Genomic DNA, 25,258 nt, shown 5'->3' on the forward strand with positions numbered 1-25,258 from the left:
CCGCCGACCTGCCGGTGCCATACATCCTGACTCCCCGGCACGCCCCTCGATTGAGCCATCGGAACGGTGAAGAATGTTCCGAACGAGCGTAATTCAGGGCTGCGACCGTAACCGGTCGTGGAATTTTGATGTCAGGTTCGCGAGGAGCTGGGACGGCTTTGTCTGCACGGCGCTCACAGCTGGCGCGTTGGCTTGACGAACCGCCAGCTGGAGCCCGCGCTCACGGCGTTCCACTGATGTCGAACGAATATGGCGGACTGATCGAACGGCGCGAACCACGGCAACGCGTCCAGGGGGAGCAGATGGCCCCCCTCGAACACATACTGCATTACTTCCGCCTCGCCGGTCCCGCCGGCAATACCATGCCCACAGAAGCTGTGACCTCATTTCAAAAGGGGTCGCTCAGACAAGGATTGCTGGACCCAGACAACCCAGCCTCAGGCAACCGCGGCGCGTTTGAGTATTTTTCAGTCGTCTTCGTCAATATCATTGGCTACGGTCAGGACTTGGCGTCCGCGATACATTCCGCTCTTGAGGTCGATGTGGTGAGGGCGGCGGAACTCACCGGAATCCTTGTCCTCGACGACCTGGGGCGCGGTCAAGGAGTCATGGGAGCGCCGCATGTCACGCTTGCTGCGGCTGACTTTCTTGCGTGGGACGGCCATTGTTCAATCCTTTGGGCTTGATGCCTGCGAACCGACGTTGCAGGCGAGTTCATATCAGTTCAGGTTGTCGGGGCATCGACCGCCCACGACAAACGGCGCTCCAGAAATCTCGATCGGGAACGTCATCTCCTGCATGCTCATCTTCAGGCGCACGCTTCTTAAAGGATGAGGCGGCAAATCGTCAATCCATACCCCTGACGAATCGCACAGGGAGTTTTGTCCCGGTTTTCGGCGGACATGTCGACCTTGCTGGTTTCCCCGCCACACCCATGCATCACGAGACCGGTAATGTGCGGTTGTCTCGTTCGGAACGGATTTTCTTTTGCGCTACAAGATTTTATGACACTGTAGAATTAAACATTTGTTAATTGCTAGCGATTATCCTCCGCCGGGACTCGGGATTGGCGGGGGATCGGGATTGACGGTCAACAACAATCGGGTTGTCGAAGATGAAAGGGGTGCCGTGGCCATCGAAATGGCTGTCGCATTCATCATCCTCGTGATCGTGTTACTTGGTCTGACCGAAGTTTGCATAGCAACGGTACAGCAAAAACAGGCTGACCATGCGTTTGACGTTTTTTCTGAATTGGTGATGTCACAACGGGATCCGATAAATTGTCAGGATCTTGATAATTACTATCAAATGTCATTATCGACATTCCTTGCAGGAAATATTGGTAGTAATCTATACTCGAAAGCAAAAAATTCCGATAGTTTCAATAGTCAGGTATTCGGCATTCGCGTCGCCGGTGTGGCATTTGAAAGAGCCAATGGCAATCGCGTGCAGGAAACGACGCTCTGGCAATCGCACTACAACACCAGTCATGCGTTTTCTGTCGGCAACTCGGACCTGATTCCCAAAAATCTTGAGAGCGAAGGAGAGTTTTATGTCGTTGTCGAGGGGGAAACCCGGCTACGCCCGATGTTCAGTTTCATCTTCGGAAACAAGGGCGATCTGATCGTCCACAATGTGCAACCGATTATTTCGGTGCCACGCTACCAGCCCGCCATCACGATGTCAGGCAGCCAAACCGGCACCTGCAGCCATCTGTAGTAGCACGAATGAATATACCTTCAATTCGCTCTTATCTCCGGCGACTGCAGCAGGATTGTCGTGGTGTAGGCGTCATTATGCTGGCCATCCTCCTCCCGGTTGTGCTGATGATCTGCTCGATCGCTGTTGATGGTCTCCAGGCTGTCGTCTTCAAGCAAAAATTGCAAAATGCAGCCGATGCGACAACATTGGCGGTCGCCAAGAAATCGGCAGTGAATGAACACATTTCTGTCAATGAACTAAAGAAATATGGAGAAGAATTCTTAAAAAGTCAATTTCATGGAGTCTACAAGATCGATTCATTCATTGTGAATCCAGGAAATTCATCTGCAAGAATTGAATTGACTGGAAATGTTCGTGGAATATTTTCCAGTATATTCAACGTAGAAATATTACGATATAAAGTGATTTCTGCAGCTGAATTTGACCGCATGAAGCTGGAAGTGGCTCTCGTTCTCGATAATTCCCGATCGATCAGTGACGCTGAGCTGGCTGGTGTCAAGGCCGCCGCAAAGGAACTGGTCGACAGCCTGATGACGGTCAACGGTACGGGGTATAGTCGCCAGACCTTGATCTCGATAGTGCCGTTTGCCGGCACGGTGCGTCTGCCGCAGTCGGAGATGGGCGAATGGTGGATTGATCTCTATCAAGGTACCGCACCAAATCACCGTGACCACATAAATCGGGTCAGCAAGTCCGTGCGCGGCGGGTCGCCGTACAACTGGAATCCGACGCGCGGAGAGCTCTTTGATCAGGTCTCGGACCAACGCTGGGCCGGGTGTGTCGAGCACCGGCAATACCCTTTCGATACACGGGATTTTCCCGCATTGAAGTGGGATCCGAGTACCTGGTTTCTGCCGTACTTTGCCTTTGATATCCCCGATATTGTCAAGGGCAAGCCGGTCGACAGGGTCGACTCGGCCAACAACAACTGGCTTGAGGATGACGGCGGTGTCTGCAGTGGCGGAGTACCAAGTGATTTTATGGAGAATGTTGATAACACGTGCAAGTATGGTGTACCCGGACAACCGGTAACCAGCAATAGCACAATGGCGGACCTGAAGGGTGACAGAATTCGCCGGGGGCCGAATTTCTACTGCACGATGTCGCCATTGTTGCCATTGACCAGCAATCGCGACGAAATTTTTGCCGCACTCGATGCGATGGTCAATGATCACATCAATGTGACCGACCTTACCATCGGTCTTACCTGGGGATGGCGTGCCCTGACGCCTTCACCGCCTCTCGATCAGTCGACCAGTGAAAATTTTGATAACGATTCGCACAAAATACTGATCCTGATGACAGATGGAGCAAATGCTTCACCGGTTGCGGAGACCCGCAATTACGGCGCATGGGGATTTCCGAGCGATGGTCGCTTGGATCGCTCGCTCACGATCGATTCGAAAAATGAAGTCGTCAACGCATTTATGGATCGGCGTACCAGCGAAACTTGTAGCCATGCGAAATATGCAAATATCAAGGTAATTACAGTAAATTTCGGAACAAATGATGATGGAATTGAGCTTTTGCGGAACTGCGCATCGAGCCCTGCAGATTTCTATTTGGCGCCGGATGTTAAAAGTTTAAATGACGTATTTCGGTCTATTTCCCAGTCAATTGGAACGCTTCGGCTGACGAAATGAGGGAATCATGAAGTTCATGAATTGCTTTGGAAGTTGCCGGGCGGGTATTGCGGCAATGGAATTCGCATTGACAGCTCCATTGTTTTTTTTGCTGGTCATGGGAATATTCGATACGGGTTTCTATTTTATGCAAAAATGGGCACTAATTACAGGATTGGATCGTGCTCAGAGAGTTATTCAGACGGGAGAGATCCTCAAGACTCCAGCCTGGCGACGCGAGCTTTCATTTCGCGACCTGATTTGCAGGTCTCGACTTCTGCCGAATTGCGAAAAGAGAATTGTGACTCAAGTCCGCGAACTTGATGGTGCCTCAATGGAGAGCATGACGAGTGATGGGAAGGTCAATGCATCGGAAGGTCATTTCGTTGCCGGCAATCCCGGTAAGATCATGGGGGTTGAAGTCGTTTACCGGCTACCTCCCAGCTTTGTCGGGCCAATCCTGGAACAATCAAAAGGCCCCGACGGATCTGTCTACATCAATGCCATGACCATCTTCCGAACAGAGCCATACTAGCCCGAAAAATTCATGAAGTTGCAAGCGAGTGCGTAACCGGTGCAAAAGTCCGGGCGATCAGACCTTGGCGGCGGTGACGAGCTGGGCGAGTGGTGGGATTTCTGTCGTGTATGGTACGGCGAGTCGGTGGCCGAGGAGCTGGAAGAAGGAGACGTCGAGTTTCTGGCAGGTTTTCATGCAGCCGAGCAGGGTATCGCGTGCCTGACGGCCGGCATCGGACCAGGTGCCGCCGGAGATCTTGCGTTTGGTGACGTGGCAGCGGATGTCGTTTTCCGAGCCGTTGGTGTGCAGGGGGATTTCGGGTCGGTCGAGGACCAGGAGGAGTTCCGGTTTGCGGGCATGCAGGCGTGCGAGCAGGCGATCGAGGGTGGCGAAACCGGTCTTGCGCTTGAAGATGCGGTCGAAGCGGGCACGGAGCTGGGCAGCTCGCGACCTTTGCGGGGCTTGTTTGTAAGCCTTGAGATCGGCGTAGAACCACCAGACGAGCTGGCGGAGGAGATCGATGGCACGTCTTTGGCTTTCATTGAAGCCGACGAGCTTGTGGATCAGGCGCTCGGCATGAACCCAACAGAGTGCATGTTGGCCGACGCGGAACTGTCCGGCGCCATCGGAGACGATGACGGTATCGTTCAGCAGACCGTGGTGGTGGATGCTGCCCCACAGTGCGGCCTCGGTGGCGATTTTGACCGGGTCGGGGTGAACATCGAGTTGATCGATACCGAGTTCGCCCAGATGGGCCGAGAAGGCGCCGCGATCGGCGAATGTCCTGGTGTCATGCGCCTCCAGCCGGGCGATCACGGAGCCTGCCAGCGCATGTTTGCGCATGTAGCTGAAGGCGTCGTCATTGAGGACATAACCGCCATGACCGGCGCGCAGCAGTTCGAGAAAATTCACCCGGCTCTTGGAAAACGTCGTCGCGAAGTGGGTGAAGCGGTCATCGCCGATCTGGGTGGTGAAGCCGTTTTTGGCGCCATGCCGGGCGCCGGTGTCATCGACGGTGATCCATTTCGCGCTCTCGAGACCGGCGCGGAACAGCTCCGTGGCCTCGTCATGCAAATCGCCTGGATCATTGTTCAACAGCCGGATGACCTGGCACTTGGAAATGACGATGCCGATCTCGTTCAGCATCGCCGTCAAGCGTTCCGTCGTGACCTGGCCCTGGACGTGCTGCAGAATGATGAACCGCACCAGTTCAGGCCCGAAATGCCCGCACAAGCCCTGGGGCAACGGCGCTGTCACCGTTCGCCCGTCCGGCGTCATCCAGCGCTCCTGGCGATAGCGGATCACCCGGCTCTCCAGCCGCAGATCCTGCACGACAAAATCCTCATACCCCTTGAACCGCGAGCCGGGCGGCGCCTCAACCCCGAGCTTCTGCTCCTCGCTCACCACAGGAACCCGCCGGCTGGCCTTCGACGAACCACCCCGCTTGCCCTTGCCGCCTCGCTTGCCTGTGGCCGTCGATGTTCCGGCCTTCGCTGCCATCCCCGACGGTTTGATCTTCGGCCGCCCTTTCAGCCCCTTGAGCCGGGCAATCTCATCCCGCAATGCTGCATTCTCCGCCTCCAGCAAAGCGACGCGCTCCAGCAGCGCCGCAACCAAATCGCGGAGATCATCAAGGCCGAGTGTGGCGAGGTTGGTGGCATTGGGCTTGGACATAACAAACTTGAATCACGTCCCATCGCTCTTGGGAATCGAGAACATATTCTTATTCCATGCGCGCAGATCAAGCCTCAAAAATCCAGTCCGCCCGGACTTTTGCACCGGTTACGCGAGTGCAGACTAACCGTTTGTTATGGCGTATGATTCTGGTGCTTGGGCAGTTTCACAGCCGACAACGGAGCTTGCGCTCGCCATGGCCGAAGATATGCCGCTTTTTACGGGATTGTCACCTGTTGATGGCAAGGCGGTGCGGGTTGCGTTTGACGGTGGGCGGCTGGCGGGATGTATTGAGGATCCACGTCGTCCGGACCGGATCGTGCATGATCTGGCTTCGATGATCCGCTTTCGGGCACTGATGATTGCTGCCGGCTACGCAGATGCCAATGACTGCGAGCGGTTGCGCACCGATCCTGCATTCAAACTGGCGGTTGGCCGGTTGCCCGAGAGCGGGCGCGACCTGTGCTCGCAGCCGACCATGACCCGGCTTGAGAACCTGCCTAGCCGCAATTCCGTTCACTTTATAATGACGATGGTCGGTTTTTGCTGTTTCGGGTTGTATGGTCCGGCCTGAGTTTGCGGTGAATGGGCATGTTTGGCGTGGTTTCTCGGTGATCTTCGTCAGCAAGCTGTTGAAAATGTTGAATTTGGTTTTCGTCGGTGGTGGATTTTCGTCGAAAAACATGTGGGCACACGAATTGATGTTTTCTGGCTTTTCGGGGCGGTCAAACATGCTATTGTCGTGGGCATGTACTTGCGAACGACCAGGCGGCGGAACAGGGATGGCAGCGAGGTGTGCTACTACGCGCTCGCCGAGAACCACCGCCATCCGGAAAAGGGCCATGTCGAGGCCCGGGTGGTGCATAGCTTCGGCCGTGCCGACAAGCTGGACCGGGCGGTGCTCGAGCGGCTGGTGGCCAGCATCCGGCGGGTTCTGGCCGAGGAGAAGGGCGAGCTGGTGGTCGAAGGCGGCGGTGCTGGCGCAATCGAGATCGAGGCGGTTTTCGAGCTCGGTGTTATCCATGTGGTCAAGGCGCTGTGGGAACAGTTGGGCATTGGTGCGGCGATCACCTCCAGGATCGAGCAGAACAAACTGAAAGCACCGCATCTGGCGGCGTTGCTGGCGATGGTTGTACAACGTCTGGCACGGCCGGGCTCGAAGCTGGCCTGTCATGAGCATTTTCTGGATCGGGTATGGCTGCCGGAGGCCAAGGATCTCGCCTTGGGGCAGCTTTACCGGGCACTCGACCTTCTTGCCGAGCATGGCGACGCCATCGAACGCGAGGTGTTCTGGAACAGCGTCGATCTGTTCAAGCTGGATGTGGATCTGGTCTTTTATGACGCCACCACCGCCTGGTTCGAGACCGATGAGGAGGATGTTGCCAGCCACGAGTGGCGCGGGCTGCAGTTCGAACCGCTTCGAAAGCGCGGTCATTCCAAGGAGGGCCGCGACAACGACCCGCAGATCGTGATTGCTCTTGCCGTGACGCGCGAAGGCGTGCCGGTCCGTTCCTGGATCTTTCCCGGCAATACGCCCGACGTCACCACCGTGCAGAAGGTCAAGGACGATCTGCGCGAAATGCGGCTGGGACGGACGCTGTTTGTTGGTGATGCCGGCATGTACTCCAGGGGCAATCTCGAAGAGCTGGCCAAAGGTGCCGGTAAATACATTCTCGCCACGCGGACCTGTCCGAAATTTCGTGTACGGGCGATGATGATGGAAAGAGAGGAACCATCACATGCCAGCACGCAAGAAGCCTACGCAACGTGAGCGACTGATCGACCAGTTGCTTGTTGGGCAAGATCCCTCGACGCTGTTCGACAAGGGAGGATTGCTTGATGAGCTCAAACGGCAATTGGCCGAGCGGGTGTTGAACGCCGAGATGGATCATCACCTGGCTGGCGAAGCGAGCGAGGGGAAATCCAACAGCCGCAATGGCTACAGCTCCAAGACGGTGATCACGGACAGTGGCAAGTTCGGGATTGCGGTGCCACGTGACCGGTTATCGACCTTTGATCCGCAGCTCATCGCGAAATATCGCCGGCGACTGCCGGGCTTCGACGAAAAGATCATCTCGATGTACGCCCGCGGCATGACGGTCAGGGAGATCCGCGGTCATCTGGACGAGATTTATGGCGTTGACGTCTCCCCCGAGCTGATCAGTGCCGTGACCGACGACATCCTGGACGAGGTTGCCGAATGGCAGAACCGGCCGCTGGAAAGCCTTTATCCGCTGGTCTTTTTCGATGCCTTGAGGGTCAAGATCCGCGACGAGGGGATGGTCCGCAACAAGGCGGTCTATGTCGCGCTCGGCGTTCGGCTCGACGGCCAGAAGGAGATCCTCGGGCTCTGGATCGAACAGACAGAGGGCGCGAAATTCTGGCTGCGGGTGATGAACGAGCTGAAAAACCGGGGCATCGAGGATATCCTGATCGCGATCGTCGATGGCCTGAAGGGGTTTCCGGAGGCGATCACGGCCGTGTTCCCGCAGACCCAGGTCCAGACCTGCATCGTTCATCTGATCCGCAACTCATTGGATTTCGTCAGCTACAAGGACCGCCGGGCCGTCGCCGCCGAGCTGAAGACCGTCTACCGGGCCAAGGACGCCGACGCCGGAATGGCGGCGCTGGAGGCGTTCGATGCTGGAATTTGGGGGCAAAAATACCCGGCCATTGCCATGTCCTGGCGTCGCAACTGGCAGGCCGTCATTCCGTTCTTCGCCTTTGCCGACGACGTTCGCCGGATCATCTACACCACCAACGCGATCGAAGCCCTGAACAGCAAACTGCGCCGCGCGGTGCGAACCCGTGGTCATTTCCCGAATGACGAGAGCGCCATGAAGCTGCTCTTCCTGGTCTTGAACCTGGCCGAAAAGGAGGGGCCTGTCAGGAATTTCGTGTACGGGCGATGATGATGGAAAGAGAGGAACCATCACATGCCAGCACGCAAGAAGCCTACGCAACGTGAGCGACTGATCGACCAGTTGCTTGTTGGGCAAGATCCCTCGACGCTGTTCGACAAGGGAGGATTGCTTGATGAGCTCAAACGGCAATTGGCCGAGCGGGCGTTGAACGCCGAGATGGATCATCACCTGGCTGGCGAAGCGAGCGAGGGGAAATCCAACAGCCGCAATGGCTACAGCTCCAAGACGGTGATCACGGACAGTGGCAAGTTCGGGATTGCGGTGCCACGTGACCGGTTATCGACCTTTGATCCGCAGCTCATCGCGAAATATCGCCGGCGACTGCCGGGCTTCGACGAAAAGATCATCTCGATGTACGCCCGCGGCATGACGGTCAGGGAGATCCGCGGTCATCTGGACGAGATTTATGGCGTTGACGTCTCCCCCGAGCTGATCAGTGCCGTGACCGACGACATCCTGGACGAGGTTGCCGAATGGCAGAACCGGCCGCTGGAAAGCCTTTATCCGCTGGTCTTTTTCGATGCCTTGAGGGTCAAGATCCGCGACGAGGGGATGGTCCGCAACAAGGCGGTCTATGTCGCGCTCGGCGTTCGGCTCGACGGCCAGAAGGAGATCCTCGGGCTCTGGATCGAACAGACAGAGGGCGCGAAATTCTGGCTGCGGGTGATGAACGAGCTGAAAAACCGGGGCATCGAGGATATCCTGATCGCGATCGTCGATGGCCTGAAGGGGTTTCCGGAGGCGATCACGGCCGTGTTCCCGCAGACCCAGGTCCAGACCTGCATCGTTCATCTGATCCGCAACTCATTGGATTTCGTCAGCTACAAGGACCGCCGGGCCGTCGCCGCCGAGCTGAAGACCGTCTACCGGGCCAAGGACGCCGACGCCGGAATGGCGGCGCTGGAGGCGTTCGATGCTGGAATTTGGGGGCAAAAATACCCGGCCATTGCCATGTCCTGGCGTCGCAACTGGCAGGCCGTCATTCCGTTCTTCGCCTTTGCCGACGACGTTCGCCGGATCATCTACACCACCAACGCGATCGAAGCCCTGAACAGCAAACTGCGACGCGCGGTGCGAACCCGTGGTCATTTCCCGAATGACGAGAGCGCCATGAAGCTGCTCTTCCTGGTCTTGAACCTGGCCGAAAAGGAGTGGAGAATGCCGCCACGCGAATGGGCCATGGCCAAGGCACAGTTCGCCATTCTCTTCGAAGACCGCCTCCGGGCCGCCTGAAAATCATGATCAATTCATCGCCCGTACACGAAATTCCTGACAGGCCCGCGCGGGATCGGCGCATTCCACAAGGCGCTGAACAGTTCCGCCCCTTCGTTGAGTTCCTTCCACATCTCGCACAACGTCCGGCCCTTGGGCGGTGCTGAAAGCCAGCGAACGCCGCTGTTACACAGCCGGGTGCATGGAGGGTGAGCCACGATCAGCATATCCCAGCCATCGTTCAACACATCACGAACGTCGCCGCGAATGTGACGGTTCGAGCCATCTTCGGATGGCAGGAGGTCGCATGACCACGCATCATATCCGGCACGGTCAAAGGCATTGCGAACGGTGCCCGAGAACTCGCAGGCGACAAGAACGGTTCCAGCAGACATTGGGGAATATCCTGGGTGTGGTGTTGAATATGTGTGTGGAATGCCTTCGAAGGCTTCAGGTGCGGTCGGCAGTCCTCGCCAACTCAGCGTTGAACATTGCGAGCGCTTCGACCTTGGAAAGATCGTAATGGCTCCCGCCGCATCCGCCCGTTTGCCTGTTCTGGCGTGTCACCACGTAGTCATGCGGTCGGGAAATCAGGAGGTAGCGTGACGACGCAAGCCCGCCTCTTGCTGGCACGTCGATTTCAGCCAGTACGCAGCCATCGAAGGTACGGGCGACATGGTTCACGAGTTCGTCATGAGGCAGGTTCGCGGTCGTGGTCATCGGTCTGTATCTCCGGTCATGGGTCATGACTCGACCGTTGATTGCCTCGCATGTTTCAGGAGGCAGCCCGGTCAAGCGCTGGTGGTGTCAGTGGTGATGATGGTGTGGGCGAGTTAGTACCGTATCGGTATTATCTCGCTGCCTGGCCTTGGGAAAGGGCGAGTGCCGCCAGTTGAAGCGCGAGGGTGACGATGGTTTCCTGAGCGCTGTCGGCTTTGGGTGCAGGCTGGTAGGCCGGTGCGGGATCTTCGGACAAGCCCGGTGCGGTGCCGGTGTCAGGCAGGGTTTCCCGCAGGTTGCGGCGTTCGCGGTCCTTGATGTATTGGGACATGGCGTCGTGAAAGACTTGCGCCATTGGGCGGCCTTCGCGATGCGCTATTGCCGCTATCTGTACCTTGTCACATTTCCGAACGCAAACGGAAGCACCATTCTTGCTCATGGGCATCGTTCACACTCCCCTGCTGCTGGCGCGTGTGTCGATGAACACGCCTGCATCCCGCGAGGCGAGCATGGCGAACACGGGGTTGCGCTCGCTGCCGATGCGGCACGAGATGTGGCCACGGCTGATGGCGAACTCGAACAGGTCGGCGATGGAAAGGGAAACCTGGCGACCGATATGAAAGGTCATCGGTGTTGCTCCTGTTTTGCGCTTTCTAGGGCGCGGGTTTGGGTCCGGGTGCTAGAAACACGTAACAGGACGTGCCCCATGCCCTTTGGCTCACCTTGCGGCTCACTTGGACATTCGACATGGGCACCCGGATGCTATCGAAACTCGTGGAAGCAACACAGATGCCGCCTTATCGGTGGCGGGAGACCGCCTGTTAACATGGGTTTCTAGGCCCGTGGCGATGTTTGTAATTCAACTGGGAGGGGAATGTCAAGGGATTTTTTTGTCGTACAGCTAAGTTTTCTTTGATATACTTTCGCATTGTGCTTTGACGGCAGATATATCTACCGAGAGAAGATCCACATGAATCTTGTTATTCTCTATCTACTCTGCGATCACTTTGGTTGGTCAATGTGGTGGGTTGTTGGGGGCTTTGTTGTAGACTATTTTGCGTTTAGAGAACTAGCCCAGATTGGCAACGAAGCACGGGTAGCAGAACTTCAAGAAATTGTGAATGAAGCTCTATTCAAACAAAATCGTGAGATCGAGGAAAAGTTAGACTGCATTGCGCGTAGAGTTAGCCCACACAGTGCATATTATTCGCAATTTGACGACGATGAGATCTGATCAATCCACCAGGAAAACCTTGAGTATTGCCGCGATGGCCAGGGTTACACCCGAGCCGACCACGAAGCCGTACCATTTGTTTTCGGTCTGAAGCTTTGTCGTTTCGGCTATCAACCGGCTGATTTCGGCGCGCGTCTTCTCCAAGCCTTCCACTTGTGAGTTCGTTTCGCTCTCCATCTTCGAACGCTCAGTATGGAGCTTCATCGTTTCGGCCATCATCTTCGTGATTTCGGCACGTGTTTTCTCAAGGTTTTGCCTGATCTGTTCAAGCTCAAGAGCCTCGCGATGTTCGGGTGTACTGGCCATATGAAGCCCCTTTCGTGTTCGGATTTTAGCAGATGACCGGACGGAATGCCAATCAGGGCTTTGCTAACATTATAGCCTTCCGGCTGATTTTTTGCTACATTTCGCGTAGAGTGGCTGAGCGGGAGAATATGATGCATTGTCCGAAATGCGGTTCGGAGGTCCGGACGAAGGCGGGGTTTATCGGTGAGGTTCAGCGTTGGTTGTGCAAGTCGTGCGGCTGCAAATATACGCGCAGTACGAGGCACGGGATGGGAGACGGGATCAGACGTCGGGCGTTGCAGCTCTATCTCGAGGGCATGGGCTTTCGCGCGATCGGGCGGGTTCTGGGTGTTTCGAATGTCGCCGTTCTCAAGTGGATCCGGGCTTTTGGCGAGGAGGTCGAGCGGATGCGCAGGCCCGGTCCGCCGCCGAAGATCGCGATGATCGACGAGATGTGGCACTTCGTTCATGCCAAAAAAACGAATGCTGGCTGTGGATATCGATGTGTTATCTCACAAGATGTATCCTCGGCGTTCATGTGGGCGGACGAAGCGCCGACGACCTGAAGAGCTTTCTCAAATCGTTTCCCCAGGCTCAAGGTCGGATCACCTTCACCGACGATCTCGCCGCCTACGCGGCCGTGCTGCCGAAAGGCGCCCATTTCACCGGCAAGATGCACACGCAACGGCTCGAAAGCCTCAACGCCAACGTCCGTCATCATCTCGCCCGATTCCGCCGCAAAACACGATGCACCACCAAATGCCCGCGCATGGCCTACCTCTCCGCGCTGCTCTTCATGCAGGCGCATAATAAAAAGCTATTTAGTTAGCAAATCCGAATTTCGGGCTGCCCTAATAAGGTGTTCCGCAGACGGCCACTGCCGCCAGAAAACACCAAGCGCGCCTCCGGGTGCGAAATGGCAAGCGCAGCAGCCGCTGTCAGCCGTTCGGCCGCTTCATTGAGCTGTGGGTCGCCCTAGGCTGCGGTTGCCCGTTGATCTTCAACGCCACCGAGGACTACGATGCCGTCGATTTGTTCTGGTGCGGCCCGCGGTGGAAACTCCGCCTCGAGCGGGCGCAGCAGGATGTCGCCAATCGGAAACATGCCAACGGCCACGAGCGCGGCTAGCGTCGTAACAGCGCTCCAACGCGCCAAATGCGGGCGAGCAAGACGCCCTGCGGCCAGGCTCACGACCATGCCGATGACCAGCCAGGTTTCCACCTGCAGGGTCAGCCCGATGAGCTTGGAGATTATGAAGAACGCCGTGTCCATTGCGACAGTGATCAACTGCGCTGCGGGCGCACCAGAAACTGGCCGACCTTCGAGAGGTTCTTGAGCGCCAACGTGTGCAGGCCACCTACGCGGTTGCGGCGGATCGCCAGCATGTCCTCTTCCATCTTCTGGCGGATCTTGGCCCAGTTACGGTTGCTGACACCGCCAACCCGCATCTTGTAGAGCACCTCGGGGATATAGACCGACTTGCCCGTCGCCTGCGAAAAGTAGCGCAGGATGAAATCGTAATCGGCCGAGATGCGCATGTTGTTGTCATAGATCCCGAAACGCTCGTAGACCTCGCGCCGCAGGTAAAGCGTGGGGTGCGCTGGCATCCAGCCATATTTCAAGCGCCGCGGATGAAACGCACCGGTCGACCAGTGCCGAATGACCCGCGACGTGTCTGCCTGGGAGACATAGGCCAGATCGCTGAACACGGCCTCAACTGCCGGGTCTTTAAATGCTGACGCAATTCGTGCCAGCACCCCGTTGTGGGCAAGAAAGTCGTCGCTGTGAATGAAGCCGACCACGTCGCCACTGGCGTTGCGCAAGCCCTTGTTCAGAGCGTCATAGATCCCGTCGTCTGGCTCGCTGATCAGGCGCATCCGGTCATGGCCAGCACGATCAATGGCAGCCAACGAGCCATCCTTTGATTTTCCCTCGACCACCAAATGCTCGACGTCAGGATATGTTTGCGCGGCTACGCTGGCGATAGCCTCGCCGACGGTCGCTTCAGAATTGTAAACAGCAGTAATGGCAGAAATTTTCAAAGACGGGGTCTTGGCAATAGAAGGATTACCACATCTCTACATGAAACCAGCCTTGGGAGAAACGCGAAGATGCAGTCGCTGCAAGGAAAATTCGCGGGGTTTCGCGTGCAAACTTGCCTGGAAAACGCTATTGCGACGCCAAGAGGATGGAGACGTACCCATGTCCGAAGTAGCCCCGCCGAGGAACCTCACCCCAAGTCTGTACAAGACAATCGAAGCCGAGATGCTGCGCGCCTGCGCCGAAGTGGCGGCTCGTCACGGCCTCGTGTCTGAAGGGCTTGGCGTTCAGGCCATGGACCTGCGCTGGAATTTCGAGTTCGGCGTGCGTGTGTCCATCCCGCTGCCGGATGGCACAACGCTGGATCCGGAGCGCATGTTGTTCGAGGCGCTCGCCGAGGAGTTCGGGCTTTCGCCCGATGACTTCGGTCGCGAGTTCTCGACGGGGCGGGAGCTGTTCCGCGTTGCTGGTATCGATCCGCGCCGACCCAAGTATCCCATCTCCGCCACGCGCATCCCGGACGGGAAGGGCTACAAGTTCACCGCCGAGAACGTGGCGCTGCTCCTGCAGGCTGCGATGAAAGACGTGTCGCCGAAAGCGTGATTGGGGGCGGTCACATCATCAACGCCCACCCAGATCATCACTACTTGAAAAACACCATAGTGGTGGTGAACGACCACCGGCTGAAAGCCGGTGGCTTCAGGTTACGGCTCAAAGCCGGATCGGTCCGCCGTTCGGCGGACTACGTGACGTGAAAGTCATCATCCGAAGATGTATCCTCGGCGTTCATGTGGGCGGACGAAGCGCCGACGACCTGAAGAGCTTTCTCAAATCGTTTCCCCAAGCCCAGGGGCGCATCACCTTCACCGACGATCTCGCCGCCTACGCGGCCGTGCTGCCGAAAGGCGCACATTTCACCGGCAAGATGCACACGCAACGGCTCGAAAGCCTCAACGCCAACGTCCGTCATCATCTCGCCCGATTCCGCCGCAAAACACGATGCACCACCAAATGCCCGCGCATGGCCTACCTCTCCGCGCTGCTCTTCATGCAGGCGCATAATAAAAAGCTATTTAGTTAGCAAAACCCATCCGCCCACCGTAGCTTCAATGCCAACAAGGTGAGCAACTGCTCAGTGGGGGATCTCTAAATGGGAAGTCAATATTTTATAAATATTTTACCTTGAATGGTATGGAATATATTTGGTAAATATTAAAACATACCGGCATACATGCGAATTTATTACCATCATGTTAATGAAAACTAAATATCAATGTTAATATATGAAATATTTAGATTCAAAAAATGACTAAAATCAATAAGTTATAGATTCTTTATAATTAATTTTTTCAGTTAATAAAAAAATTTTTCTACTATTTATATATGTATTAATTAGTTAATTTATAGTGAAAGAAGCTAACATATCGGACCTCGACTTTCATACATTCCGCTCATCACTTGCGGATACGAAATTCGAGGAAACAATCTCATGCTGAAGAAGAACAACTGGTCGATCCCGGGCTTCACCTGCATTGCCATGCTTTCGCTTTCCGCCTGCGGCGGCGGCAACGGCGGCGACTTCCATGCGGGTGGCGCTGGTACCGGCACGGGTGCCGGCAGTGGCGGCGGCACCGCTCCGGTGGTCGATTTCACCGTTCCGAACCCCTACGCCACCTATGACGATGACAATGCCAGCAACATCGGCACACTGACGGTCTTCGGCGACAGCTATTCGGACGTGAACGGCAAGAACAACGCCAAGTTCTCGACCTGGGCGGAACGGGTGATCCATCGCACGGACGGCGGCACGCTAGACAGCTATGCCAAGGGCGAGGCTTCAGCCAACAGCACGAATGTCTATTACAATCCCGATCCGGTCACCGGCATCGACGCCGAAGGAGATGACCCGGACAACACCCTGAGGAACCAGGTCGACCGGTATAACGCCAGCGGGCATGTCCGGGCGGATAACGACCTCACGGTCGTCTACATGGGCTACAATGACGTCAACATGCTCTGGGACGATCCGTCGAAGGGCGTCACCAAGCTGACCTCGGCGCTCAACGACTACGAGACCGAGATCGGACGCCTCGTTGCCGGCGGCGCTACCGCGGGCGATCGCAAGATCTTCCTCACGCTGATCCACGACTGGGACAGCACGCCGAAGGAGCTTGCCCGGATCAACAAGCAGATGCAACCCGGCGGACTGTGCGACACCAAGGGTCTGACCGCGGAGGAGTGTGCCTACAAGCGTCAGCGTACGCTCGAATGGAACCAGCGCCTGGTCGATATCGCGAATGCCAACGAGAACATCGTCGCCGTCGACCTGTTCACGGTCATCGACCGTGTCCTTGCCGACCCTTCGAAGTTCGGCTTCATCGATGTCACCTCGGCCGGCGGAGACAATGCGGTCGCCGATGACGCTCAGTATCTCTATTTCGACAATGTCCATTTCGGAGGACACGGTCAGGAGATCATCGCCCAGGTGATGAACCACTACCTGACCCGCGGCTGGGACTGGGCGAACACGCTGGCGGCCGGCAGCGAAGCCGCAGCACAGATCGGACAGGACATCGACAACGGGCTGCTCCTTGCGCTCTCGCAGCTTACCGACGAACAGCGCCTGGGCCTGAACAGCTTTGTCATGGGTGATGGCGGCATCGAACCCGCAGCCGGAAATGCCGGTGCGCGTTCGAGCTTCGAGCAGATGCGCGGAACGGAGAATGCGCCGGTCGGTTTCGGCCTGAACTATGCCTTCGACGACAACACGATGATGGGCTTTGCCACGTCCAACTACGGCAATGGTTCCACTCATGGCAACGACCTGCAGAGTTCACGGGTCGAGAGCTCATCGCAGGCCTTTGCCTTCTACTTCAATACCGAAGCCGCCGGCATCAAGCTGCGGACCGTGGCAAGCTACTCGGACGACAATCACCAGCGCACGGAGCATGACGGCCTGATCGGCGCGACAGACAGCGCCTCCTTCGGCGGCCGCACGATGGCCATCTCGCAGACTGCGAGCCTGCCGCTGGAAATCGGCGGCAACTGGTTCACCCCGTGGATCAACCTGTCGCATACGGTCCAGCAGCTCGACAGCTACACGCTGTCCAACCCCTACCTGTCGGACACGACATACAAGGGTGACGATGTCTCCGAGACCTATGCCACCATCGGGCTCACCTCGCAAAGCCGCACGTTCTCGTTCGGCGACAGCGGCAGCCTCCAGTTCTCCGGGCGTCTCAGCTACAGCCAGAGCCTGGCGCTGGACGACTACAAGGTCAACATCCGTGAGCACGCCCTGGGCTACAACCAGACCGAGACCATCAAGCGCGACCAGCAGGGCATTCTCGGCCTGCGGCTGGGTGCGGAACTGGGAATCAGCGATCAGCTCTCGCTGTCTGCGAACTATGCCGCCGACAAGCAGAACGACGCAGATCCGAACCAGAGCATCCGCGTCGGTCTGACCTACCGCTTCTGAGTTGGCCAGGGGGGACACCCGGGGGCACTGTACCCCCGGGGCCCAACCCCGGACGTCTCGAAACCCTTTCTTCCTGAATCCTTTTCCTCCTGAAGACTTTTGAACAACGATAAATTTCTACCGCAAGTGGCAACTGGGGAAGGGCCTCGAGCGCCCTTCCCGTAATTTTCCAGCCACTCCCGATGTCCATGGTTCTCTCGGCGATGACAGCGCACCCCCGTTAGGAGCGAACCCCGATGTCTGGCCGGCACCACACCTGGCCCGATCTGGCCAAGGGCCTTTCCATCGTCATAGTCGTCTATGGTCACGCAGTTGTCGGTGTAACAGCCGATATCCCCATCGATCCGGGGCTTTACGCCCTGCTGATGAAGCCGCTCAGCCAGTTCCGCATGCCCCTTTTCCTTTTCGTGTCGGGACTCTTTGCAGCAAACGCCCTCAAGAGAAGCTGGCCGGAATTCGTGGATCGCACGCTGTTGCAGCTCATCTATGTCTTTGTACTGTGGAACCTGCTGCAATACGGATCCCGGATGGCCTTTGCAGGCTTTGCCAACCACCCGGTCGATCCCACCATCCTTCTGCGCTTCCCAATCGATCCGCTCAACGTAACGTGGTTCATCTGGGCCCTCATCGTCTACAACGTGATCTGTCGGGCATGGCAGGGACATTCCCACATCGTGCTGTTCGCCGTTGCCACGTTTCTTGCGCTCGACCCCATCGAAGGAGTGACTTATGCGCTTGAGCAGACAACACGTTTCTTCGTGTTCTTCCTCGCGGGGACGGCCATGTCATCCTGGTTGCTCGGCCGCGACTGGAAGGTGAAAGGCTGGCATGTGGGCTTGTCGATACCGGCCTATTTCATCGGTTCGGCACTCTTCCTCCAGACGGGACTGGCGGAACATGCCGCAGCCATCCTCGCGATGCGATGCGCGGGCATCACGTCGATCATCCTGCTTTGCATGTGGTTCGCCGGGAAATTCCAATGCACCAGCCTCGCATGGCTGGGACGCAACTCGATCGCGATTTTCGTCATGCACACGATCGTCACGGCCGGAGCCCGTGAGCTGCTGTTGCGCACGGGGCTGACCGACAACTTCATCGTGCTGGTGATGGCTGCATGGATTGCGGGTGTCGTTGTACCGCTGGCGCTGAAAGTTGCACTGGACCGCCTGGGCGTCCCATGGCTGTTCAGACGACCCAGCTGGTTTCGCCTTCCCCGGCGGGAACCGGCCATGACACAAACTCACGCCAACACGACCGGCAATATTCCCATGACCGGGTGAACATGGCACCGAACTACAGGGATATGATCCGGGCGTCACGCATATCCATCATGGCCACCAGTCCCTCCAGGGAGGGAACACGATGATCGCATGGGCTGCAAGCCTCGCGCCCGTCCACGCGGTGCCGGATTTCCCAGCATTCTTTCACTCTGGCGAATGACGCGATGCTTCGCACTGCGTGCCCGGACAAGGAGTGCTGCACGTCAGATATCGCCATTCCACCCTTTCACCGAACGGATTTCAATCTTATTTCGTCAAATGGTTTATTTTATGATTGATTATTCAATCATAGGTTTAGTATATTTGGTCGTCATCTCCATGCCTGATGGAGTTCTAATGTCCAAATGTGCTACGTTAAATCAGAACCGTGAAACTATCGACATTGCCATGGCGAGTCGTCGTCTTGCAACAATTGTCGATGCTCTTCAGGAGGTCACCCATAACCATACCACACTTCTGACCTTGAGAACATTTCTCGCGGTCGGTATTCAGGAAGGTCAGGGCGTTACCGAAATTGCGGAACGCCTTGGCGCAGCGAACGCCACCATTTCGCGCCAGCTGCTCGATCTCGGCATTCGCAATCGCAAGCTCGAAGATGGCTTCGGCCTCGTCGAACCCCGCGTGGATCGCAGCGATTTGCGAAAACGGTCCTACTACCTTACCGACAAGGGCCGCGATGCCATGAATTATGTCGTCAGACAACTCATGAGCGACGAGACGCTTCCGCCGATCGAGACAATCAGCGCCAAGATGGCCGTTGGTTGAACAATCGAACTCGATGACACCACTGGAGATGCTGTACATCACCAACTGAGAGCCACCAGCGGCCTGACGATGTGGTCGTCACATCCGTCCATCGCGCAGGCCTGCCGGTGGCTCTCCGCAGTTCCCTTCCGCTCCCGAGGGAACACCGGACCGCGGAAAGGAAATCCGGGCCGGCCGATGACGGGAACATGTCGTCCTGCCTTGCCCGATCCCGACACTCGGCAATTCCCGCCTGTCCTGCTATGCACCCCATGCCATGCTACTGGTCGAGCGTCATCAGTGGCAGGTGCGGCCTCGCGGGGTCGTTTCATCCAGCCCAATCGTTGGAAATCGGGTGACCGGCGACGACAACCTCGACAAGGCCACGTACCGGCCGCCTCCAGGCGGGACCGGAGCGGCGCGGTGGCAGCGCCGGACCACCGACATTCTTGCATTCATCGCCGGGTGTGGATTGCTGGCATGGGCCATATGGCTCGGTGCCGGCAATATGAGCTACAATTGGCAGTGGTATCGCGTGCCGCGCTATATCTATCGGGTCATCGATGGCGAGATCATCTGGGGCCCCCTTGCCAGGGGCTTCATCGTCACCCTCGAGATCACCCTGTGGGGCAGTATCCTTGCACTGGCCGTCGGCCTGGTCACGGCCCTGTTGCGGCTGTCGCGTTCGGCAGCCGGCCATGCCATCGCGACGATCTACCTTGAGACCGTGCGCAATACGCCCCTCCTCGTGCAGATGTACCTGTTCTACTTCGTTCTTTCGCCCATACTGGGCATAGAACGGTTCTGGACCGGCGTGATCTGCCTGGCCTTCTTCGAGGCCTCGTTCATTGCGGAGATCATCCGCGGAGGCATTCTTTCCGTTCCACGCGGGCAATGGGAAGGCGCCGCAGCGCTTGGCCTGCGCCCCTGGCAGGTCCAGGCACGCGTGGTCCTGCCACAGGCCATTCCGATCATGCTGCCTCCACTGACCAGCGCCATCGTCAACCTGATCAAGGATTCGGCCATCGTCTCGACCATCGCCATCTTCGACCTGACGACCGAAGGGCGCAACGTCGTCGCCGACACCTTCATGAGCTTCGAGATCTGGTTCACGGTCGCGGCCATCTACCTCGTGCTGACCATCAGCCTGTCGCTTCTGGCGGCATGGCTTGAGCGGCGCAGCCTCGCGCAGATGAACTGAGTTTCATGAGCAATTAACGTTACATCCTTGTTTCCTCGTCGGAAAATCATTCCTGCCAGTGGTTGGTTATGGAATGAAAGGTACGAGAGATGTCTAAAAACAGGATTCTTGCTTCAGCACTGGTCGCGGGATTGATGTCCGCAACGGCGATAGCGCTTCCTGTCCATGCGACAGACGCAAGCGCCGGGCCGGTCGACAAGGTGGCCGAAGCGACAAAACCCAAGGATGAAACCAACGAAAGCCTGCTGAAACTGTCGAATGAGGGCTTTCAGGCGATGCGCGGCATCCGGGCCGCGCGGATAGCCATATTCAACGGACAGACGGACGTTGCCGCCAAGATGCTCACGGAGGCCAAGGATTCTCTTGATCTTGCCGTCAAGAATGCTCCCGACTTCGCGATCAAGAGCCAGGTTTCGATTGGCGGGAAGGTCGTCAACACCAGCAATGACGATGGAAAAGTCGACCTTGTTCCCGTCGATGCGGAACTCATGGTCGCCGACAATTACATCGACAGTCCCGAAAAGCAGTCGCACATCGCCACCGCCAACGAGCATATCAAGAACGGCGATCACAAGAAGGCCCTTGAGGAACTCAAGCTCGGCAATATCGACGTCAGCTACATGCGCGTGCTGATGCCGCTGCAGGCGACCCAAAAGCATGTTGATGATGCGATCACGATGATGAACGAAAAGAAATTCTACGAGGCGAATCTGGTACTGAAAGCTGCCGAAGCGGGCTATCAGTATGATACCATCGTTCTCGAGGGTCAGCCGGCTACCACGACTGGTAATGGCGACACGGCCGACAGTGCAAAGGCCGCGAGCGACAACGCAAAAACCAGCGCCCAGTAACCGACAACCGGAACTGTCCGCGTTTTTTCTCCTCTTTCCGCATGCCATGACTGGGGACGGCTTTTGCCCGTCCCCTCTTTTTCGACATTTCTCTCCATCGGGGAAATTTCGCTACGGTTGGGCGGATCGGTCTGCTAATGACGTCATAGCGTGTTGGCGTGCCTTGTGTGTTGCCCGTTTTGAAGGTGGCAGACTGGCAAATCATGCTCTGCGAGCAGGAGAGGAAACGATGCGAATTGCAAGGACGGCCCTGGTCATGGCGGCCGCGGTCATCTTGGTCACGGTATTCGGCCCGGCGACCAGCCCCGCCCGGGCGCAGGATGCCCAGAAGGCCCTGTCATCTGAAAGTGTGATCGAAACCATCAAGCAACGCGGAACGATCCGCGTCGGCCTGTCGACGTTCGTTCCATGGGCCATGCGGGACAAGAACGGAGAATTGATCGGCTTTGAAGTCGATGTCGCCAGGAAACTGGCCGAAGACATGGGTGTCGACATCGAATTCGTACCGACCGCATGGGACGGTATCATTCCAGCCCTTCTGGCAGGGAAGTTCGACGTCATCATCGGCGGCATGTCCATCACGCCCACCCGCAACCTCACCGTCAATTTCTCCCTGCCCTATGCCACATCGTCCCTGGGTGTGATGGCCAGCAAGAAACTGGCCGAAGGGTTGGCCTGGCCGGATGACTACAACAGCCCGGATGTGACATTCGTATGCCGGCGCGGCGCGACACCATGCATCTATATTCAGGACAATTTCCCCAAGGCGACCCTTCGGCAGTTCGACGATGACGGACAGACCCAGCAGGAAGTGCTGAACGGCAACGCCCATGCGCTGGTCGCCTCCCAACCCGAGCCGGCCTTCATCATCTATGACAATCCCGACGTCGCATTCGCTCCGACGGATGAAAAGATCGAGCCTCACAGCGATGCATTCGCGCTGCGCAAGGGAGATCCGGATGCGCTCAACTTCTTCAACAACTGGATCATGATCAACATCCAGAGCGGATGGCTGCTGGATACCCGCGAATACTGGTTCGGCGGCCGCCCCTGGGCCGACCAGGTCGCCCAGTAGATCTGTAATCTGTATCGAGGTGAACGGGCGGCGTCCCTGCCGATGCCGCCCGTCCCGTTTCCCGCACATCCCCGGTTCGGCCAGCCATCATGTATCCCGATCCCGACAGACCGCGAACCGTCGGCAAGCTCGATATCCTCATCCTCGCCGTCATTGCGGCTGCCGCGGTGTTCGTATGGTACCGGGTCGCCGATGTCCTGGTGTATCGCTGGAACTGGAGCTTCCTGCCTCAGGTGCTGGTTCGCCATGACGACCGGCTGGGATTGTGGGTGCCCAATCTCCTGCTTGAGGGACTGCTGACCACCTTGCGGATCTCGATGTGGTCGATGCTCATCGCGAGCCTGTTCGGCATTGCCCTGGGAGTGATGGCCACCATGCAGCGCCTGTTTCCGCGAATGGTCGCCTTCACTTATGTTGGACTGATCCGCAATATTCCCCCATTGGTGTTCATCTTCGTTTTCTATTTTTTCATTTCGTCGCAGATCGTTCCAGCACTTGGTCTCGACAGCTGGGCACGCGACCTGGGCCACGTGGGACACTGGATCATCAACATCCTCCTGGGCCCGGGTGAACTGTTCGAGAATCTGGTCTCCGGCGTGCTCTGCCTGGCGATGTTCGAGGCGGCCTATATCTGCGAGATCGTCCGCGCGGGCATCCGGTCGGTTCCGGACAGCCAGCGCGAAGCGGCATCGAGTCTGGGGCTGGGCCGCTGGCAGGCCTTCCGCCTGGTCGTCCTTCCTCAGGCACTGCGCGCCGTCATGCCGCCCATGGCCAACCAGTTCATCATGCTGGTCAAGAACAGTGCCATCATGTCCCTGATATCCGTACAGGAATTGACCTTCACCGGCACAGAGGTCGCAGTCTCGACCAATCGCCGGTTCGAGGCCTGGATTGTCGTGGCGGTCATGTATTTCCTGCTATGCTACGGTCTCGCCCTGTTGTTCGCTTACCTCGAACGGCGCTCACGCCTCTCGGCACGCTGACGGGACCGTTCGTCCGGAGAGGGTCGGACGGACTTGCATGGGCCGCGGTGACACGGCGCGGATGTCGATCCCGGAATTTATGAACCTGCCGTCAGGTCGACGACATTGCCGGGTTTTGAGGTCGGGGGCATGAACGCATCTCCATTGAGGAGGGAAATCCCCGACTTGTAGGCCACATGCGACAGCGATACCGACCAGGCATTTGTCAGCATGGGTGTCATGGCCAGCGTTCTCGCCATTTCCGAGAATTTCCTGAGCTTTTGATGCGTGCTTTCCGCCTCCGGATCAACCGTCCCCAGATCGATCGACAACACGCCGATACCGCAGCTCTCGACATGCTCGGCGACGATCAGGTCCGATGGCAGCCGGGCAACGATCTCGGCACAGTACGGCTTGATATAGGCCATGAGCTCACGCACGCGCGCCTGCGGCATCGATGGCGGAATTCCTATAATCTCGAAGTAAAGAGTATCGACAGAACAATCAGGCAATGTTCGGCATTTATCAATGAACGGATCACGGAAGCGCATCGCTGCCAGCGTCTCGAAATGGATCGGAAGGACGATCACCGGCTGTTCGCTGTTCATTGCCGCTGTCTCGAGCAGGGCAGGCATCTGATCCAGTGCCCACTTGTCGACCTCGAAGTCGAATGCACCATTGACACTTTCGGGACAGACGACATCAACCGGAAGGATAGTGCCGTCATTTTCGCGCAAGACAATGTCGGCATGATACAACCGGATCTTCTGATCCTGGAACGCGATTGTCGGGCGATAGCGAATACGCATGCCGGCGACATTCTCGTTGAACAGCTTGACCTCCGCGCTGTCGATCGACTTGCCATAGCTCTCGATGCGGTTCTTCAGCTGCTGGAAACTGGTGATATCCTTGAGACCGAGGCCGAAGTCGAACGGCATGGTCTTGACCCTGATGGCGGTACCACCCGGTACCGATCCGCAAAGACGGCCGGTAATTTCGGACGCGATGAGGCGGCCGCGAAGATCGGCGTCGGCCCGTACCAGCCGGGTCGACAGGACATAGATCTCCGTTTCGCCATTGGCGACATAGACGTCGTGCTCACCGAGGCTCCTGTGCAGGGCGCTCTCGATCATCTGGAACGCCTTTTCCTTGATCGCCGGCCAGCGCAACCCGAAACGGTACCGCACGCGGTCGAGTTCGAAAATTTGCAGGCAGCCCTTGGTGCGCTGGTCGGGCAAGGTAACGTGAACCTTGCGAAACGCCTCGATCCTTCTGGCAAAATCGCCGAAATCCAGTGGATTGAGCCCCGAAGGCGTCCGCGGAGGATAGAGCGCGAACTGCCCTTCGTCATTGTCCTGTTTGACAGTATCCCTGGCGCTATCGGCCCGCGAGCCTCCAAGCAGTTTGGCAAGAACCATGGCGATTAAATCCCCGACAACCACGCGAACCAAGGAACTCGTCACGCGCGGCACTGACATGTTCGACCATCGGCAGTTTGACAAAAAAGAATGAAAACTCCGTTAAAGGAAATCCACCATATATCGGATGCCCCGAAGATCGGAATGCCATGGCGGGCCAACCGGCGAAAGACTGCATCAAACTGCAAAAGGAGAATGGATGCACGATGTTCCCTTCAAGGAAACCGGAATATCCTCAAGGGCCGACAACCTGTGCAGCCGGACGCCAGACGCGCTATCATGCCGCTTCACGGCTTGCG

27 protein-coding genes and 2 pseudogenes are annotated in these 25,258 nt (G+C 57.3%); 19 read left to right on the forward strand and 10 right to left on the reverse strand.

Translation table 11 applies throughout. The features are described from left to right. Positions 1-467 precede the first annotated feature (467 nt). Positions 468-665 (reverse strand): 50S ribosomal protein L32, encoded by a 198-nt coding sequence (locus tag H6851_06255; protein MCB9943210.1) that lies wholly within the window; start codon positions 663-665, stop codon positions 468-470. 418 nt (positions 666-1,083) lie between these two features. Between H6851_06255 and H6851_06260 the strand changes: the two genes are divergently transcribed. From H6851_06260 to H6851_06270, 3 genes are all read left to right on the forward strand, one after another. Then, positions 1,084-1,719: a pilus assembly protein gene (locus H6851_06260; GenBank protein MCB9943211.1), complete on the forward strand. Its 636-nt coding sequence runs from the start codon at positions 1,084-1,086 to the stop codon at positions 1,717-1,719. A 77-nt stretch (positions 1,720-1,796) separates the two neighbouring features. After that, on the forward strand, positions 1,797-3,365 hold the full coding sequence (locus H6851_06265) for a VWA domain-containing protein (GenBank protein MCB9943212.1): 1,569 nt from the start codon (positions 1,797-1,799) through the stop codon (positions 3,363-3,365). Between the two features lie 7 nt (positions 3,366-3,372). Then, positions 3,373-3,879: a pilus assembly protein gene (locus H6851_06270; GenBank protein ID MCB9943213.1), complete on the forward strand. Its 507-nt coding sequence runs from the start codon at positions 3,373-3,375 to the stop codon at positions 3,877-3,879. 57 nt (positions 3,880-3,936) lie between these two features. On the opposite strand, the gene H6851_06275 is transcribed toward H6851_06270, so the two are convergent. Next, positions 3,937-5,535, reverse strand: a complete 1,599-nt coding sequence (locus H6851_06275; protein ID MCB9943214.1) for a transposase — start codon at positions 5,533-5,535, stop codon at positions 3,937-3,939. Positions 5,536-5,905: 370 nt separating this feature from the next. On the opposite strand from H6851_06275, the pseudogene H6851_06280 reads away from it, so the two are divergent. From H6851_06280 to H6851_06295, 4 genes and pseudogenes are all read left to right on the forward strand, one after another. Continuing rightward, a pseudogene (locus H6851_06280) lies at positions 5,906-6,037 on the forward strand (transposase). Positions 6,038-6,220: 183 nt separating this feature from the next. Further along, positions 6,221-7,306 carry an IS1634 family transposase gene (locus H6851_06285; GenBank protein ID MCB9943215.1) on the forward strand — a complete coding sequence of 362 codons (1,086 nt, stop codon included), beginning with the start codon at positions 6,221-6,223 and terminating at the stop codon, positions 7,304-7,306. Then, positions 7,275-8,447, forward strand: a complete 1,173-nt coding sequence (locus H6851_06290; GenBank protein ID MCB9943216.1) for an IS256 family transposase — start codon at positions 7,275-7,277, stop codon at positions 8,445-8,447. The genes H6851_06285 and H6851_06290 overlap by 32 nt, the downstream gene beginning before the upstream one ends. Positions 8,448-8,471: 24 nt before the next feature. Further along, positions 8,472-9,692 (forward strand): IS256 family transposase, encoded by a 1,221-nt coding sequence (locus H6851_06295; GenBank protein MCB9943217.1) that lies wholly within the window; start codon positions 8,472-8,474, stop codon positions 9,690-9,692. 47 nt (positions 9,693-9,739) lie between these two features. On the opposite strand, the pseudogene H6851_06300 reads toward H6851_06295, so the two are convergent. The 4 genes and pseudogenes from H6851_06300 to H6851_06315 form a co-directional block, all read right to left on the reverse strand. Then, positions 9,740-10,066, reverse strand: a pseudogene (locus tag H6851_06300) (hypothetical protein). Between the two features lie 55 nt (positions 10,067-10,121). Next, positions 10,122-10,391, reverse strand: a complete 270-nt coding sequence (locus H6851_06305; GenBank protein MCB9943218.1) for a hypothetical protein — start codon at positions 10,389-10,391, stop codon at positions 10,122-10,124. 130 nt (positions 10,392-10,521) lie between these two features. Further along, complete coding sequence (locus tag H6851_06310; protein ID MCB9943219.1) at positions 10,522-10,746, reverse strand: hypothetical protein; 225 nt, start codon at positions 10,744-10,746, stop codon at positions 10,522-10,524. Between the two features lie 93 nt (positions 10,747-10,839). Beyond that, positions 10,840-11,019: a hypothetical protein gene (locus H6851_06315; protein ID MCB9943220.1), complete on the reverse strand. Its 180-nt coding sequence runs from the start codon at positions 11,017-11,019 to the stop codon at positions 10,840-10,842. A 342-nt stretch (positions 11,020-11,361) separates the two neighbouring features. Between H6851_06315 and H6851_06320 the strand changes: the two genes are divergently transcribed. After that, positions 11,362-11,625 (forward strand): hypothetical protein, encoded by a 264-nt coding sequence (locus H6851_06320; protein ID MCB9943221.1) that lies wholly within the window; start codon positions 11,362-11,364, stop codon positions 11,623-11,625. Here H6851_06320 and H6851_06325 read toward each other — a convergent pair whose 3' ends face one another. After that, positions 11,626-11,931 (reverse strand): hypothetical protein, encoded by a 306-nt coding sequence (locus H6851_06325; GenBank protein ID MCB9943222.1) that lies wholly within the window; start codon positions 11,929-11,931, stop codon positions 11,626-11,628. A 248-nt stretch (positions 11,932-12,179) separates the two neighbouring features. Here H6851_06325 and H6851_06330 point away from each other — a divergent pair, with 248 nt between their 5' ends. After that, entirely contained in the window at positions 12,180-12,476 is a 297-nt protein-coding gene (locus H6851_06330; GenBank protein MCB9943223.1) for an IS1 family transposase, read from the forward strand. Then, a complete protein-coding gene (locus H6851_06335) occupies positions 12,413-12,739 on the forward strand; it encodes an IS1 family transposase (protein ID MCB9943224.1) in 327 nt (108 codons plus the stop codon). Before H6851_06330 ends, H6851_06335 begins: the two co-directional genes overlap by 64 nt. 146 nt (positions 12,740-12,885) lie before the next feature. On the opposite strand, the gene H6851_06340 is transcribed toward H6851_06335, so the two are convergent. Further along, positions 12,886-13,197 carry a hypothetical protein gene (locus H6851_06340; GenBank protein ID MCB9943225.1) on the reverse strand — a complete coding sequence of 104 codons (312 nt, stop codon included), beginning with the start codon at positions 13,195-13,197 and terminating at the stop codon, positions 12,886-12,888. Further along, positions 13,194-13,952 (reverse strand): glycosyltransferase, encoded by a 759-nt coding sequence (locus tag H6851_06345; GenBank protein ID MCB9943226.1) that lies wholly within the window; start codon positions 13,950-13,952, stop codon positions 13,194-13,196. The genes H6851_06340 and H6851_06345 overlap by 4 nt, the downstream gene beginning before the upstream one ends. Before the next feature lie 160 nt (positions 13,953-14,112). On the opposite strand from H6851_06345, the gene H6851_06350 reads away from it, so the two are divergent. From H6851_06350 to H6851_06390, 9 genes are all read left to right on the forward strand, one after another. Continuing rightward, the gene (locus tag H6851_06350) at positions 14,113-14,553 is read left to right on the forward strand and encodes a hypothetical protein (GenBank protein MCB9943227.1); all 441 of its coding nucleotides are present in this window, start codon (positions 14,113-14,115) and stop codon (positions 14,551-14,553) included. 148 nt (positions 14,554-14,701) lie between these two features. Then, positions 14,702-15,031, forward strand: a complete 330-nt coding sequence (locus tag H6851_06355) for an IS1 family transposase (protein ID MCB9943228.1) — start codon at positions 14,702-14,704, stop codon at positions 15,029-15,031. Positions 15,032-15,439: 408 nt separating this feature from the next. Further along, complete coding sequence (locus H6851_06360) at positions 15,440-17,428, forward strand: hypothetical protein (protein ID MCB9943229.1); 1,989 nt, start codon at positions 15,440-15,442, stop codon at positions 17,426-17,428. A 236-nt stretch (positions 17,429-17,664) separates the two neighbouring features. After that, positions 17,665-18,708, forward strand: coding sequence for an acyltransferase (locus H6851_06365; GenBank protein MCB9943230.1), 1,044 nt, complete (start codon positions 17,665-17,667; stop codon positions 18,706-18,708). Positions 18,709-18,798: 90 nt separating this feature from the next. After that, positions 18,799-19,473, forward strand: coding sequence for a hypothetical protein (locus tag H6851_06370; GenBank protein MCB9943231.1), 675 nt, complete (start codon positions 18,799-18,801; stop codon positions 19,471-19,473). A 256-nt stretch (positions 19,474-19,729) separates the two neighbouring features. Then, positions 19,730-20,653, forward strand: a complete 924-nt coding sequence (locus tag H6851_06375; GenBank protein MCB9943232.1) for an amino acid ABC transporter permease — start codon at positions 19,730-19,732, stop codon at positions 20,651-20,653. A gap of 89 nt (positions 20,654-20,742) precedes the next feature. Then, a complete protein-coding gene (locus H6851_06380; protein MCB9943233.1) occupies positions 20,743-21,504 on the forward strand; it encodes a YfdX family protein in 762 nt (253 codons plus the stop codon). Positions 21,505-21,733: 229 nt separating this feature from the next. After that, positions 21,734-22,579, forward strand: coding sequence for a transporter substrate-binding domain-containing protein (locus tag H6851_06385; GenBank protein ID MCB9943234.1), 846 nt, complete (start codon positions 21,734-21,736; stop codon positions 22,577-22,579). 89 nt (positions 22,580-22,668) lie between these two features. Beyond that, complete coding sequence (locus H6851_06390) at positions 22,669-23,562, forward strand: amino acid ABC transporter permease (GenBank protein ID MCB9943235.1); 894 nt, start codon at positions 22,669-22,671, stop codon at positions 23,560-23,562. Between the two features lie 77 nt (positions 23,563-23,639). Here the strand turns inward: H6851_06390 and H6851_06395 are convergent, their stop codons facing one another. Further along, positions 23,640-24,959 (reverse strand): hypothetical protein, encoded by a 1,320-nt coding sequence (locus tag H6851_06395; protein MCB9943236.1) that lies wholly within the window; start codon positions 24,957-24,959, stop codon positions 23,640-23,642. Positions 24,960-25,258 lie beyond the last annotated feature (299 nt).

The sequence above is a fragment of the Geminicoccaceae bacterium genome, from assembly GCA_020638465.1.
Taxonomy (GTDB): domain Bacteria; phylum Pseudomonadota; class Alphaproteobacteria; order Geminicoccales; family Geminicoccaceae; genus JAGREO01.